Source organism: Nocardia sp. XZ_19_231 (assembly GCF_015355705.1).
GTDB lineage: Bacteria > Actinomycetota > Actinomycetes > Mycobacteriales > Mycobacteriaceae > Nocardia > Nocardia salmonicida.
This window is the reverse complement of record NZ_JACUZI010000003.1, coordinates 298,001-310,623: the sequence shown is the minus strand read 5'-3', so window position 1 is coordinate 310,623 and position 12,623 is coordinate 298,001. Positions and strand designations below refer to the sequence as shown.

Genomic DNA, 12,623 nt, shown 5'->3' with positions numbered 1-12,623 from the left:
CCTCCTCTTCGCCCCAACGAGTCGAACTGTAGGGCACTTCCGTACCCCAGAGCTCATCATGTCAACGAGCACCGACAGCCCGCGGTTCCGTGACGTGCGCGACCGGTTCCTACCTGCCGGTCCGGCTATCGCTGTCGGTGTGGACGCCGGGTTCTACGCTGACCCGATGAGTGAAACCCAGCCGACCCGACTGTCACGCGAGTTCACCGAAGCCGGTGCCGAGTTCGCGACGATCACCATCGACCACCCGCCGCTGAACCTGTTCGATCGCGGACTCATCGCCGCGCTGACCGCCGATATCGCCGCGGTGCGCGCAGAGCCGCCGCGCGCGCTGCTGATCAGGGCTGAGGGCAAGGTCGTCTCGGGTGGTGTCGACGTGAACATCTTCGACGGCCGCACCGTCGAGGAGGGCGCGCAGCTGTGGCGTGAGCTGTTCGAGCAGATCATCCACCCGCTCGAGGCGCTGCCGTGCCCGGTGGTGTTCGCCGCGCACGGTCTCACTCTCACCGCCGCCTTCGAGATGTCGCTCGCGTGCGACATCATCCTGGCCGCGCCGAAGGCGAAGTTCGGGCTGGTGGAGACCGTTGTCGGACTCACGCCGTCGATGGGCGGGCCGCAGCGGCTGGCCGAACGCGCAGGCTCGGGCCGTGCCCGCGAGTTCGTGATGACCGGCGACCTCTACAGCGCGGCGACGATGGCCGAGTGGGGTGTGGTCAACGCGATCCACGACGACCTGGAAACCGCGGCCTCGGCGCTGGTCACCCGTCTGGCCGACGGCCCGACCCGCGCACACGCCGCCACCAAGCAGATCATCGAAGCCTGGCGTTCCGGCGGTGTGGCACATGCCGATTCGGTGACGCCGGAGGTCTCGGGCGCGCTGTTCGACACCGCGGACCTGCGTGGCGCGGTCCGCAGTTTCCTCGAGATCGGACCGGGCAAGGCGACCTATCGCGGCGAATGAGCTCGCCGAGTACCTGACAGCGTTGTGATCCACGTCATATAGTCACAGGTGCGGCTGTATCGACGTACGGAGGTCCGGATGGGTCATGGCGAGCACGAACCGGGCGCGTCCGTCTTCGAGTTCCCCGCCACCAGTGCGGCAACGCAGCTGCGGCGGGGCTCCGACGGCGTGCTGCGCTACGGCGACCTCAACCCGGCCCTCACCGAACTGCTCGACCTGCGGGTGCACTCGTTCGCGAATCGGGAGGCGGTCGTCGAGGTCGGCGGCCCGCGCCTGACCTACCGCGAACTCTGGCACAGCGCCTCGCGGATCGCGGGCGGCTTGCAGGACCACGGCGTCGGCTACGGCGATCGGGTCGCGGTGCACATGCCCACCAGCGCGCGCTGGGTGCAGGCGTTTCTCGGCGCGCTGCTCTCGGGCGCGGTGCCGGTGCTGGTGCCCGACGCCTTGCCCGCCGCGATCGCCGACCGGGTGATCGCCGACAGCAGAGCCGATTTCGTGCTCGGCCCCGACGGACCGCTGCCCGACAGCACCGCCTACATCGATGACGGTGCGGCACTGGCTGATCCGGCCCTGCTCTGCTACACCGGCACCGCCGCGCGCCGGTCCATGCCCGCGGGCGTCGAGCTGACCAACGAGAATCTGCTGTCGGCGGTGTCGTCGGTGGTCGGTGCGCTCGGGCTGCCCGCCGACGGGTTGCGCAATCTGGTGTTGCTGCCGCTGGCCCACGCCAGCGGTTGCGTCGACCAGCTGTTGCCCACCTTCGCCGTCGGCGGCACGGTCGTCCTCGCGCCGGGCGCCCGCCGACTCGCCGACGTGCTGGTGAGCGAGCGGATCGACACCGTCTCGGCCACGCCGCGGATCTTCGCCGGGCTGGTCCCCGAACTCGTCGCCCGCCGCGCCGGTGAGGGTGTGCGCAGGATCAGTAAGGCCTGCCACCGTTCCGAACGCGCCGCCGCCGCGGCCCCGGCCACGCTCACCACCGCGCTGCGTGGACTGTTTCCCTCGGCCAAGCAGTGGTCGGTATGGGGCGCTACCGAGACCAGCGGAATCGGGCTGGTGGTCGACGACACCGAGCTCGCCGACTCCGATGCGGCCCTCGGGTTCGCCTTCGGTGGAACGGAATTGGCGCTCGCAGGGCCACGGGCCAGTGCAGGTCACGGTGAATTGCTTTGTCGCGGGCCGAATGTCAGCCACCGCTACTGGAACAACCCCGATGCCTCGGCTGCCCGCTTCAGCGGGAGTTGGTTCCACACGGGCGATTTCGTCAGCATCGACGCCGACGGACTGGTCCGGCTCGACACAGCCCGCCGAGTCAGCGGGCTGTGAGCGAGGCCGGGTTGCCGCGGCGGTTCCGGCTACACCAGGCGTGCCCGCAGGGCCTCGCGCAGTTCGCCGGTGAGGCCGACCGTCGTGAGGTAGTTCTCGATGTGGCCGTGGTTCTCGCGCACGCTGGCGTCGGCGGTGCGCAGGTATTCCTCGCGCACGCCGAGTAGGTCCGCCGACAGCGCGTCGCCGTTGCCGATCTTCGGTTCCAGCAGCCTGCGCAGCGGCTCGACGGCGGCGTTGCTGGCGAGGAAGTCGGCGTACACGTCCTCTTCGGTGACGCCGACCGCGCGCAGCACGGTGGCCACCGCCCAGCCGGTGCGGTCCTTGCCCGCCGCGCAGTGCACCAGCACCGCGCCGTCGCCGCGCACGATCGAGCCGGCCAGTTCGGCGATCGCGGTGTGTGCCTCGGGCAGCGTCGGGAAGGCTCGGTAGACCTCGATCATGTGCGTGAACGCCGAGGTGGTCTTGGCCTCGTGCGGCGGCGCCTCCTCCATCCGCGAATCGAAGGGCGTCACGTGCAGGCGCACGTCATCGGGCAGGGTGTCGTGGCCGATGTGGTCGATCTCGACGATGCCGCGCAGATCGTGCACATCGGTGACCGACAATTCGCGCAGGGTGTCGTGGCCCCTGTCGTCCAGACCGCTCAGTTGAGCGGATCGCAGCAGTACGCCAGGGCGAACCGTGGTGCCGTCGGCGGTACGAAGGCCGCCCACATCGCGGAAATTGAAGGTGCCGCTGAGGGCGAACTGGTCGGCAGGAGGCGAGAGAGTCACCTGACCAGGTTATCGGCGACTCCGGTGCCGCCGCGCCGAGTTCGCGGATCGGTCATCGGATGTGTTGCGTCTGTTCCGACAGGTGCCACTGTGCCGTCGCCCACACCTCCGTGGCTGACCAGGGCCTACTTTGTACAATCGACCAGATGCGCGGATTACGGCGCGGGGGTGTCGGATATCCGGGAATGCGACAAATTAAGGCCGTATGGTCGGTTTTACATAAGGTCGCATTCGGATAACAAAACAATCTTTCAGTCTGAAAAGGATGGCTGAACCAGTTCATGAATCCTGAAAATCTTCTAAGATCGAGCTCGGTGACCACCAAGCTCGCATCGCCGCGGGCAGCGATATTTGTTGCCGAGGAGTCGTCGTTGAGCGCCAGTCGTGAACTAACTGAAATTTCGCTTCGGCCAGCCGTATGCGATGCCGTCGAACAAGCCGCCGCCAGTTCGGATGCCACCGGTGTTCGGGCGCTGCGGGTGTACTTACATGCCGGGCTCAGCACCTATTGGCCGCTGGTGAAGGCCGCTCCCACCCGGCGAATAGCCGCCTACGAAGCCGCGTTGCAGACCCTGCGTCTGCGATGGGCGCCCGCGGGCGACACCGTCGGCGATCCGACCGCCGTCGCGATGTTCCGCGAGATGGACGACGAGGCCGCCGACTTCCTGGGGATGTGTGCGCGCCTGTCCGGCACGCAGTGGCTCGAGCCGGTCGATTCGGTCGCGGGTTATCTCGTCTCGGTGTTCCACGGCGCGGTCCTGCGCTGGCTCGCCGACGGGAACGACGAGACCATCCTCGTGGTGATCGACGACCTCGTCGGCTGCCTGACCCTGAAGGCCGTCGAAAGCTGAGCGGCAATGCTGGACGACTGACCAAATAGGTGGTTCAGTAGTCGAGTGACCCAGACGACATCGCTGCACCATCTGCACGCGGCGACCGCGGAGCTCGACCCGCCGCTGGCCGCCGTCGACCTGACCGCGCTCGATCGCAATGCCGCCGACCTGGTCCGGCGGGCCAACGGCACCGCGATTCGGGTGGCAAGTAAGTCGGTCCGCTGCCGCGCTGTGCTCGAGCGCGTGCTCGGCGACGAACTCACCGCCCGCGGCGGCTTCGCCGGGATCATGGCGTACTCGCTGCGCGAGGCCATCTGGCTGGCCAGGCTCGGCGCCCGCGACGTCCTGCTCGGTTACCCGGTTCTCGACCGTGCCGCCCTGGCCGAACTCGCCGCCGCCCCCAACCTGCTCGCGGCGATCACGCTGATGATCGACGATGTCGCCCAGCTCGAACTCACCCGCGCCGCGCTGGGTACCGACCTCGTCCACCCTCGCGTCTGTCTCGATGTCGACGCCGCCTTGCGGATCGGCCCGCTGCATCTGGGCGCCCGGCGCTCGCCGGTGCGCAGTCCCGAGCAAGCCGGCGAGTTGGCCGCCGAAGCGCTGCGGCGCGGGTTCGATGTGGTCGGCGTGATGACCTACGAGTCGCAGATCGCCGGTCTGCCTGACAGCAATCCGGCGGTGCGCGTGGTGAAACGCTTGTCCGCCATCGAAATCGGGCGCAGACGCACCCGAGTGCTCGACGCGGTACGCGCGGTCACCGGCCCGCTGGAGATCGTCAACAGCGGCGGCACCGGTTCGATCGAAGTCTCGATCACCGATCCCGATGTCACCGAGGTGACCGCTGGTTCCGGCCTCTACGTGCCGACCCTGTTCGATCACTACCGCTCGTTCACCCCGCGCCCCGCGCTGTTCTTCGCCACCCCGGTCCTGCGCAAACCCACCCCGAGCATCGCGACGGTCTTCGCGGGCGGCTACATCGCGTCCGGCCCCGCGGGCCCGAGCCGAGTGCCCGCTCCGGTCTGGCCCGCCGGGCTGAAACTTCTCGGCTCCGAAGGCGCGGGCGAGGTCCAGACACCCCTGGCCGGTGGCGCCGAACTCGAGATCGGTGACCGCGTCTGGTTCCGCCACGCCAAGGCGGGCGAGCTGTGTGAACGCTTCACCGAGATTCATATGGTCGACGAATCCGGCGCACGCACCACAGTTCCCACCTACCGCGGCGAAGGTCAGTGCTTCGGCTGAGACCGACGTTTGCGCTCAGCGCAGCAGGGCGGTGACCTCGTCGTCCTCGAGTTGATGGAAGTCGTCGTAGGCCAAGCCGACGCCGCCGAGGTCGGTCGGCATCCACAGGCAGACGAGTTCGTCGCATTCACGCTCGACCCGTCGCGCCGCCTCGGGTGAGGACACCGGCATGGCCACCACCAGTCGATCGGGCCGCTGCGCGCGCGCCACTCGGCACGCGGCCACCACCGTCGCCCCGGTCGCCATCCCGTCGTCGACGATCACCACCGTGCGCCGTGCCAGGGGAACAGGGTCGCCGACGCGCAGGATCGCCTTCCGGCGGCGGAGTTCGGCCCGCTCGGCCTGCTCCACCTCGTCGAACGACTCGGCGCTCACCCCGCTGCGATCGATGACGTCACGATTGAGAACCAGGAGCCCGCTCTCCCCGAGCGCCCCCATCGCCAGCTCCGGCTGCCACGGCAGGCCGAGCTTGCGCACCAGCAGCACGTCGAGTTCCCCGCCGATCGCAGTACTCACCGCGGCCGCCACCGGAACGCCCCCGCGTGGCAACCCGAGCACCAGCGGGCGGGTGGCCCGCAGGTGTTCGAGAGCCGTGCCGAGGGCGCGGCCCGCCGCCGTGCGATCCGGGTACACCATCGCTTCGAACGCTACTCCGGTGCCGAACCCTCGGAAATGGTGAAACGACGCAGCGACAGGCTGGGATTGGCGGCGCGCACCCTGGCCAGGTGCGCCGGTTCCACCGTCGCGGTGAGGACGCCGGGTTCGTCGCCGAGTTCGGCGAGCACCGTCCCCGCCGGATCCACGATCATCGACGCGCCCGCGCCGCGTGGCGCGCACTGATCGGCCGCCGCCACGTACACCGTGTTCTCGATGGCGCGCGCCCGCAGCAGCGTCGTCCACTGGTCGACCTTGGCAGGTCCCGGTATCCACTGCGCGGGGAGCAGCAATACGTGTGCGCCCGCCGCCGCGACACGCCGACATCCCTCCGGAAAACGCAGATCGAAACAGGTCTGCATGCCGAATATCACACCGTCGACAGCGAATGTGGCAGGTGCGACGATCGGCCCGGCGGCCACCACGTCCGATTCCAGATGCCCGAACGCGTCGTACAAATGCACCTTCCGATACACCGCCACCCGCGCGCCGTCCGGACCGTGCGCGACGAGCGTATTGCTGATCCGGGTGGCTCCCGGCGCGGGCAACTCCACCACACCGGCCACCAGGAACACTCCGAATTCGGCTGCGAGCGCAGCGAGTCCGGTGGTGAAAGGACCGTCGAGCGGCTGCGCGATCGCGACGACACGCTCGTCCAAGCGAGTCACGGCAAACATCGAGTATTCGGGCGCCACCACCACGCGAGCACCCGCGTCGGCCGCCGTCCGCACGTGTTCGCGCAGGGTCGTCAAATTGGCGTCGGGGTCGGTTTCGGGCGCGAATTGGACCACGGCAATCGGCACCGTCACCGGCTCGGCTTCCTGATGTGTTGACCCGTTCTGCAGTTGCATAGGTCTCACCGTATTCACCTGGTGGTTGGGGCAGCTACCTCCAGGCAGTAAACTCGTGGTCAATGAACACAAATGAGGTCGACAGCGTTCCTGCCGACAACGACAGGCACGACACCGGCCCGACTTTCGCCGATCTCGGCATCGATGACCGCGTACTCGCGGCCATCGCCGATGTGGGCTACGAGTCGCCGTCCCCGATTCAGGCGGCGACGATTCCCCCGCTCCTCTCCGGCGCCGATGTCGTCGGCCTCGCCCAGACGGGCACCGGCAAAACCGCGGCATTCGCGATCCCGATCCTGATGAATCTGGACACCGCGCAGAAGAAGCCGAGCGCCCTGGTGCTCGCGCCGACTCGTGAGCTCGCGATCCAGGTCGCTGAGGCCTTCGGTAAGTACTCCTCGCACATTCCGGGTCTGCACGTGCTGCCGATCTACGGCGGGCAGAGCTACGGCGTACAGCTGTCGGGTCTGCGGCGCGGCGCGCACGTCGTCGTCGGTACGCCCGGCCGCGTGATCGATCACCTGGAGAAGGGCACGCTCGACCTTTCGGAGCTGCGCTACCTGGTGCTCGACGAGGCCGACGAGATGCTCAAGATGGGCTTCCAGGAAGACGTCGAGCGCATCCTGCGTGACACCCCCAAGGACAAGCAGGTCGCGCTGTTCTCGGCCACCATGCCGGGCGTGATCCGCAAGATCTCCAAGCAGTACCTCAACGATCCGGTCGAGATCACGGTCAAGTCCACGACTCAGACCAGCTCCAACATCACCCAGCGTTATGTGCAGGTGTCGCATCAGCGCAAGCTCGATGCCCTGACTCGCGTACTCGAGGTCGAGACCTTCGAGGCGATGATCATCTTCGTGCGCACCAAGCAGGCCACCGAAGAGCTGGCCGAGAAGCTGCGCTCGCGTGGTTTCTCCGCCGCCGCGATCAACGGTGACATCGCGCAGAATCAGCGTGAACGCACCATCGGGCAGCTGAAGTCGGGCGGGATCGATATCCTGGTCGCCACCGATGTCGCCGCGCGTGGTCTGGACGTCGACCGCATCTCCCACGTCGTCAACTACGACATCCCGCACGACACCGAGTCCTACGTGCACCGCATCGGTCGCACCGGTCGCGCCGGCCGTTCGGGCGAGGCGCTGCTGTTCGTGGCCCCGCGTGAGCGTCATCTGCTCAAGTCGATCGAGCGGGCCACCAGGAGCGCGCTCACCGAGATGCAGTTGCCGAGCGTCGACGACGTGAACGCGACGCGCGCCTCCAAGTTCGGTGACTCGATCACCGAGAACCTGGCTTCGGACAACATCGCGCTGTTCCGCAAGCTGATCGAGGACTACGAGGCCGAGCACAACACCCCGCTCGCCGATATCGCCGCGGCACTGGCCGTCGGCGGCTACGACGGCGACAACTTCTTCATGTCGCCCGAGCCGGAGCCCGCCCCGCGTCGCGAGCGTGATTTCGAGCGCGACCGTGAGCGCGCACCGCGCCGCTACGACGACGAGGACCGCGCCCCGCGTCCGCCGTCGTTCAACCGGGAGAATGGCGAAGAACTCGCCACCTACCGGATCAGCGTCGGCAAGCGCCATCGTGTGGTGCCCGGCGCGATCGTCGGCGCCATCGCCAACGAGGGTGGCCTGCGTCGCAGCGACTTCGGTCACATCAGCATCCGGCCCGATTACAGCCTCGTCGAGCTGCCTGCCAACCTGCCCAACGAAACGCTGGAAGCCTTGCGGCGCACCAGGATCAGCGGCGTGCTGATCCAGCTGACGCCCGACCAGGGCGCACCGGCGCAACGGCTCAACGCTCGTGGCCCGCGCCGCGACCGCGAGGCTCGCCCGCGTACCGAACGGCGCAAGCCGCGCACCTGAGTCCCGCTCGCGTGCACCAGGGCCGAGATCAGGCGCATTCGTCCTGCCCACGGGTCGCGCCCTGGTCTCTCGCAACGCTGGTTAAGGTGTTGGGCGTCGGGTGTGCGTGAACACAGGAGGGCCGCGCTTGTTCGTGTCCGGTGATCGGGTGGTCGGTGCCGTCGGCGATCTCGCACGCGCGGCGAACTGTGAGTTCGCGGTGTTGCGCGGGATCGACGCCGCTCTCGGCAATCTGCCCGGGGTTCCCGACACGACCGCCCCACTGGTGCGCACGGACGAACCGTCCGTCGAGCTGCTCGCGCACTTCGGTGACAGGCTCGTTTGGATCCCGTCGCCCGAGGTGGTCGGCGGAGACGCGGCGGCCCGGATCGCGGCGCTGACAGCCGCGGCGGAGCGCACCGCGCGAGCACTGAGTTCCGGCGCCGAGGCGATCTACGGCGCGGTGTTCTTCGACGGCCGATTCGCCTGCGGTGCAGACCTTCTGGTCCGTGACCCCGCTGACGCGAGATACACCGTGCACAGTGCTCTCGGCGAGGATTCGGTCGGCGTGCCGGGGGTGCTGCGTCGTAGTGATACCGGAACGCCGCCGGTGGCAGGGTTGCCCGAAGATTCGGCGGACGAGGAATTCAGCAGTTTCGTCTCCTCGACGGCGGTGCCCGCTGACAGTCGGGTGCTGCGCCGCGAATTGGCCGCGGGTCGGACACCTTTCGAGCGGATCGCGGCATCGGTGCAGGCGGTCAAGGTCGATCCGGCTCGCGAATTGCTGGGTGCTCGCCTCGAATCAGCGGCCTGTGCGCAGGCGCTCGTCGACGCCGGGGTGGGTGTCGATCCGTCGGCCTATCTCTGGACCGCCGATGGTGTGCGGCGTGAGGTGATCGATCAACTGGCGCCGGTGTATTCGGCGCGCCGGGCTCGGGTGGAGCAGATCATCGAGGACAAGCTCGCGGAATTGCTGCCCGTCCAGTGGGGCGACCCGCGTTATCTGGCGTGCGGGCAGTGCCCCAGTTGCCGTGCCGCCGCGGCGAACGCGCGAGACCTGTTGTTGGTCGCGGGAATCCGACCCACCCAGCGGGCCAGGCTGCGCGAGGCGGGTGTGCTCACGATCGACCGCCTCGCCACCACCAACACCCCGGTCCCCGGCCTCGCCCCCCGCACGCTGGCGGCCCTGCGCAAACAAGCCGACATCCAACTCGTCCGCGAGCGCACCGGCCACCCCGCCTTCACCTTGCGCGACGCCACCGCGCTCGGCGCCCTGCCTGCCCCACGCCCCGGCGACCTCGCCCTTGTCATCGACCTGGACGGACAAGGCACGATCACCGGCCTCGAACTCGCCGATGCTGCCACCATCGTCTTCCGGCCGGTCGTCGCCGGTGTGGAACAGCCGAACAGCGTCACCTACCGCCCCGGCCCGCCTGTCGGTCCGACGGACACGAACGCTGTGGTCTTCGGCCCGGGCGGCGTCGAACCCGCGAACGCGGCAGGCTATCCCAGCGCCGATCCGTCGGAGGCCGACACCGTCTCGTTCGGGCGCATAGTCCTCGGCGACGACCAGGTAGACGGGTCTGCCGCCGATCCACGTCCGACCGGTGTCGATACGCCACCGCGCAGCCCCCTCGGTCTCGGCCAACCGAACGGCCCGTCGACGCAGGACGGGGGTGTGCTGGAGGAGTTGCTCGAGATCATCGCGGAGCATCGGGCGGCGGATCCGAATGTGCGTGTGTACCACTACGGTTCGGATATCCGGACGGCGTTGCTCGATTGGGCGGGTCAGCTCGGAACCGGCGCCGATCTCCTGGACGAGCTGTTGGCCGATCGAGCGCTGGTCGACCTGGCGCCGATCGTGCGCACCGCGCTGTTGATCGGTGAACAGTCCTACGACGCGGCGGGACTGGCGGCATTGCTGCCGAATACGCCCGGTCGCGCGGCGACGGTGCTCGGTATCCGCGACTGGCTGCTCGATCGCGCCTCCGAAGCGGGAATCGCGGTGCCCGGCACTCGATTCGCCGTCACGGAATCCGATGTGCCGCCCTCGCTGCACCCGAGTTCGCTGGAGGCCGCGCTCAGTGAGTTCGCCGCCGACGCGCAAGGAGATTCGGCTCGCGCCGCCTCTTTGACGGCCGCGGTACTCGGCTATCACCGGCGTGAACGGCAGCCCCGCTGGTGGGCCCATATCGATCGGCTCGGTCATCCGGTCGGCGATTGGGCCGACGCGCCGGGCGTGCTCGTCGTCGAATGGGGCACCGTCGACACCAAATGGCATCGCACGCCACAGCTTCCGACGATGCGCCGCTACCTCACGCTCACCGGCAGGCTCGGCACGGGCGCCACACTCACCCCTGGCACCCAGATGGTCACCATCTACGACGGCGCCGCCGCGGCGGGCATGACCCAAACGCTCGGCCGCCGCGCCACCGCCACCGCCACCGTGCTCGGGTGCGCCGTCGACCCGAATTTCGACGACACCGTCCGGCTGGAAGAACTGCTCCCGGCAGGCTGCCCGCCCTACGACGACCTCCCCGCCGCCATCGCCCCCGGCCCGCCCGACGGTGAGGCCGAGATCGAGGCCGCGCTGGAGTCCACCGCCCAGGACCTGCTGATGAGCCTGCCGTGTGTACCGGAGAACGCGGTCTACGATCTGCTGCTGCGCCGCGCGCCCCGGCTGCGCGACGGGATGGCGTTACCGCAGCCCCACGACGACCTCGGCGCGGTCCTCGCCCACGCGGTCGGTGCGCTGGACGCCTCGTACCTGGCCGTGCACGGCCCGCCCGGCACCGGCAAGACCGGGATCACCGGGCGGGCGCTCGAGCGGCTCGTCACCCGCCACAAGTGGCGGATCGGGGTGGTGGCGCAGTCGCACGCGGTGATCGAGCGGATCTTCGACGCGGTCGTCGAGGCAGGTCTGTTACCCGAGCTCGTGGCGAAGAAGGACGTCGCCTCGGTCGGCCTGGAATGGTCGGCGATCGATGCCACGCGGTATCCGCGGTTCCTCGACAACGCCGTCAACGGTTGCGTGATCGGCGGCACCACGGCGGATTTCGTCGACGACCGGCTGATCGCGCCCGGAGCACTCGACCTGCTGGTGATCGCCGACGCCGGGGAATGTTCGCTGGCCGACACGGTCGCGGTCGCGGTGAGCGCGCGCAATCTGCTGTTGATCGGCGATCCGGTTCCGGCCAGGTCGCAGGCGAAGCATCCGGAGCCCGTGCAGGTCTCGGCCTTGGAGTGGCTGTGTGAAGGTGCGGCGACGCTGCCTGTCGAGCGTGGCTACTTTCTCGATCGCACCTGGCGGATGCATCCGGCGGTCTGCGAGCCCGTGTCGGCGAGTTGCTACGACGGGCGACTGCGCGCGGATGAGGCTGTCACGCTGACGAGGGATCTGGTGGGGATCGCGCCCGGCGTGAGCACGGTGCTCGTCGAGCATCGTGGCAGCGCTACCGAATCCGATGCGGAGGCGCGCGAAGTGGTGCGTCGGGTTCGGATTCTGCTCGGTGAGACTTGGACCTCCGACGGGGGGACTCGCAAGCTCCACCCGCACGACATCTTCGTGGTGGCGCCCTATGCGGCGCAGGTGGCGCGGATTCGTACTCTGTTGGCTCGGGCCAAGATCGAAGATGTGCTGGTGGGTACGCCGGATCGGTTCCGGGGGCGGGAGGCTGCCGTGGTTTTGCTGTCGATGACTACGTCGACTCCTGCTGATGCGCCTTTCGGGATGCGGCCGCTGTTGTCGCGCACTGTTATTCATGCGACGTTGTGTCGGGCTATGTGGATGGCTGTTGTCATTCGGTCGCCGTTGCTTACCGAGTATTTGCCGGATACTGCTGAGGAACTTGCGGATCTGGCTGGGTTTCTTCGGCTCGGGTAGTGGGCGGGGTATCCGGTGTTTGCCGGGTGCGGGGTGTGGGGTGCCGGGTGCCGGTGCGGGGTGCGGGGTGTTTACCGGGTCCGGGTCCGGGTGCCCGGTGTTTATCGGGTGCGGGGTGACCGGTGTTTACCGGGCCCGGGTGGTTTGACGGGCTGTGTTTTTGGAGCGCTGGCGCGCTCGAGCGGGGCCCCTGAGGCCCCGATCTTCCCTCCCTACGGGTACTCCTTCGTCGCACCCTTCGGTCAGTCCAGAT

The 12,623-nt window shown here is 68.5% G+C and carries 9 protein-coding genes; 6 read left to right on the top strand and 3 right to left on the bottom strand.

Annotated features, from left to right (window positions below; all coding sequences use genetic code 11):
• Nucleotides 1–166: 166 nt before the first annotated feature.
• Together IBJ82_RS14660 and IBJ82_RS14655 are read left to right on the top strand one after the other, a co-directional pair.
• Nucleotides 167–961 carry an enoyl-CoA hydratase/isomerase family protein gene (locus IBJ82_RS14660; protein ID WP_194826477.1) on the top strand — a complete coding sequence of 265 codons (795 nt, stop codon included), beginning with the start codon at nt 167–169 and terminating at the stop codon, nt 959–961.
• Nucleotides 962–1,039: 78 nt separating this feature from the next.
• Nucleotides 1,040–2,290 carry a class I adenylate-forming enzyme family protein gene (locus IBJ82_RS14655; RefSeq protein WP_194826476.1) on the top strand — a complete coding sequence of 417 codons (1,251 nt, stop codon included), beginning with the start codon at nt 1,040–1,042 and terminating at the stop codon, nt 2,288–2,290.
• 29 nt (nt 2,291–2,319) lie between these two features.
• Here IBJ82_RS14655 and IBJ82_RS14650 read toward each other — a convergent pair whose 3' ends face one another.
• Nucleotides 2,320–3,063 carry a tyrosine-protein phosphatase gene (locus tag IBJ82_RS14650; RefSeq protein ID WP_194826475.1) on the bottom strand — a complete coding sequence of 248 codons (744 nt, stop codon included), beginning with the start codon at nt 3,061–3,063 and terminating at the stop codon, nt 2,320–2,322.
• Between the two features lie 281 nt (nt 3,064–3,344).
• Between IBJ82_RS14650 and IBJ82_RS14645 the strand changes: the two genes are divergently transcribed.
• Together IBJ82_RS14645 and IBJ82_RS14640 are read left to right on the top strand one after the other, a co-directional pair.
• Nucleotides 3,345–3,914, top strand: coding sequence for a TetR family transcriptional regulator (locus IBJ82_RS14645; protein ID WP_228537135.1), 570 nt, complete (start codon nt 3,345–3,347; stop codon nt 3,912–3,914).
• Between the two features lie 45 nt (nt 3,915–3,959).
• Entirely contained in the window at nt 3,960–5,138 is a 1,179-nt protein-coding gene (locus IBJ82_RS14640) for an amino acid deaminase/aldolase (protein WP_194826474.1), read from the top strand.
• 15 nt (nt 5,139–5,153) lie between these two features.
• Here IBJ82_RS14640 and IBJ82_RS14635 read toward each other — a convergent pair whose 3' ends face one another.
• A complete protein-coding gene (locus tag IBJ82_RS14635; protein ID WP_194826473.1) occupies nt 5,154–5,774 on the bottom strand; it encodes a phosphoribosyltransferase in 621 nt (206 codons plus the stop codon).
• An 11-nt stretch (nt 5,775–5,785) separates the two neighbouring features.
• Nucleotides 5,786–6,643, bottom strand: a complete 858-nt coding sequence (locus IBJ82_RS14630; protein WP_194826472.1) for a carbon-nitrogen hydrolase family protein — start codon at nt 6,641–6,643, stop codon at nt 5,786–5,788.
• 62 nt (nt 6,644–6,705) lie between these two features.
• On the opposite strand from IBJ82_RS14630, the gene IBJ82_RS14625 reads away from it, so the two are divergent.
• Together IBJ82_RS14625 and IBJ82_RS34685 are read left to right on the top strand one after the other, a co-directional pair.
• A complete protein-coding gene (locus tag IBJ82_RS14625) occupies nt 6,706–8,508 on the top strand; it encodes a DEAD/DEAH box helicase (RefSeq protein WP_194826471.1) in 1,803 nt (600 codons plus the stop codon).
• Nucleotides 8,509–8,641: 133 nt separating this feature from the next.
• A complete protein-coding gene (locus tag IBJ82_RS34685) occupies nt 8,642–12,370 on the top strand; it encodes an AAA domain-containing protein (protein ID WP_370585308.1) in 3,729 nt (1,242 codons plus the stop codon).
• Nucleotides 12,371–12,623: the final 253 nt, after the last annotated feature.

Excerpts from the sequence above, each read along its gene's own strand:
- IBJ82_RS14645 (WP_228537135.1), top strand. The coding sequence starts at position 3,345 with ATGAATCCTGAAAATCTTCTAAGATCGAGCTCGGTGACCACCAAGCTC.
- IBJ82_RS14635 (WP_194826473.1), bottom strand. The coding sequence starts at position 5,774 with ATGGTGTACCCGGATCGCACGGCGGCGGGCCGCGCCCTCGGCACGGCT.
- IBJ82_RS14655 (WP_194826476.1), top strand. The coding sequence starts at position 1,040 with ATGGGTCATGGCGAGCACGAACCGGGCGCGTCCGTCTTCGAGTTCCCC.
- IBJ82_RS14625 (WP_194826471.1), top strand. The coding sequence starts at position 6,706 with ATGAACACAAATGAGGTCGACAGCGTTCCTGCCGACAACGACAGGCAC.
- IBJ82_RS14630 (WP_194826472.1), bottom strand. The coding sequence starts at position 6,643 with ATGCAACTGCAGAACGGGTCAACACATCAGGAAGCCGAGCCGGTGACG.
- IBJ82_RS14660 (WP_194826477.1), top strand. The coding sequence starts at position 167 with ATGAGTGAAACCCAGCCGACCCGACTGTCACGCGAGTTCACCGAAGCC.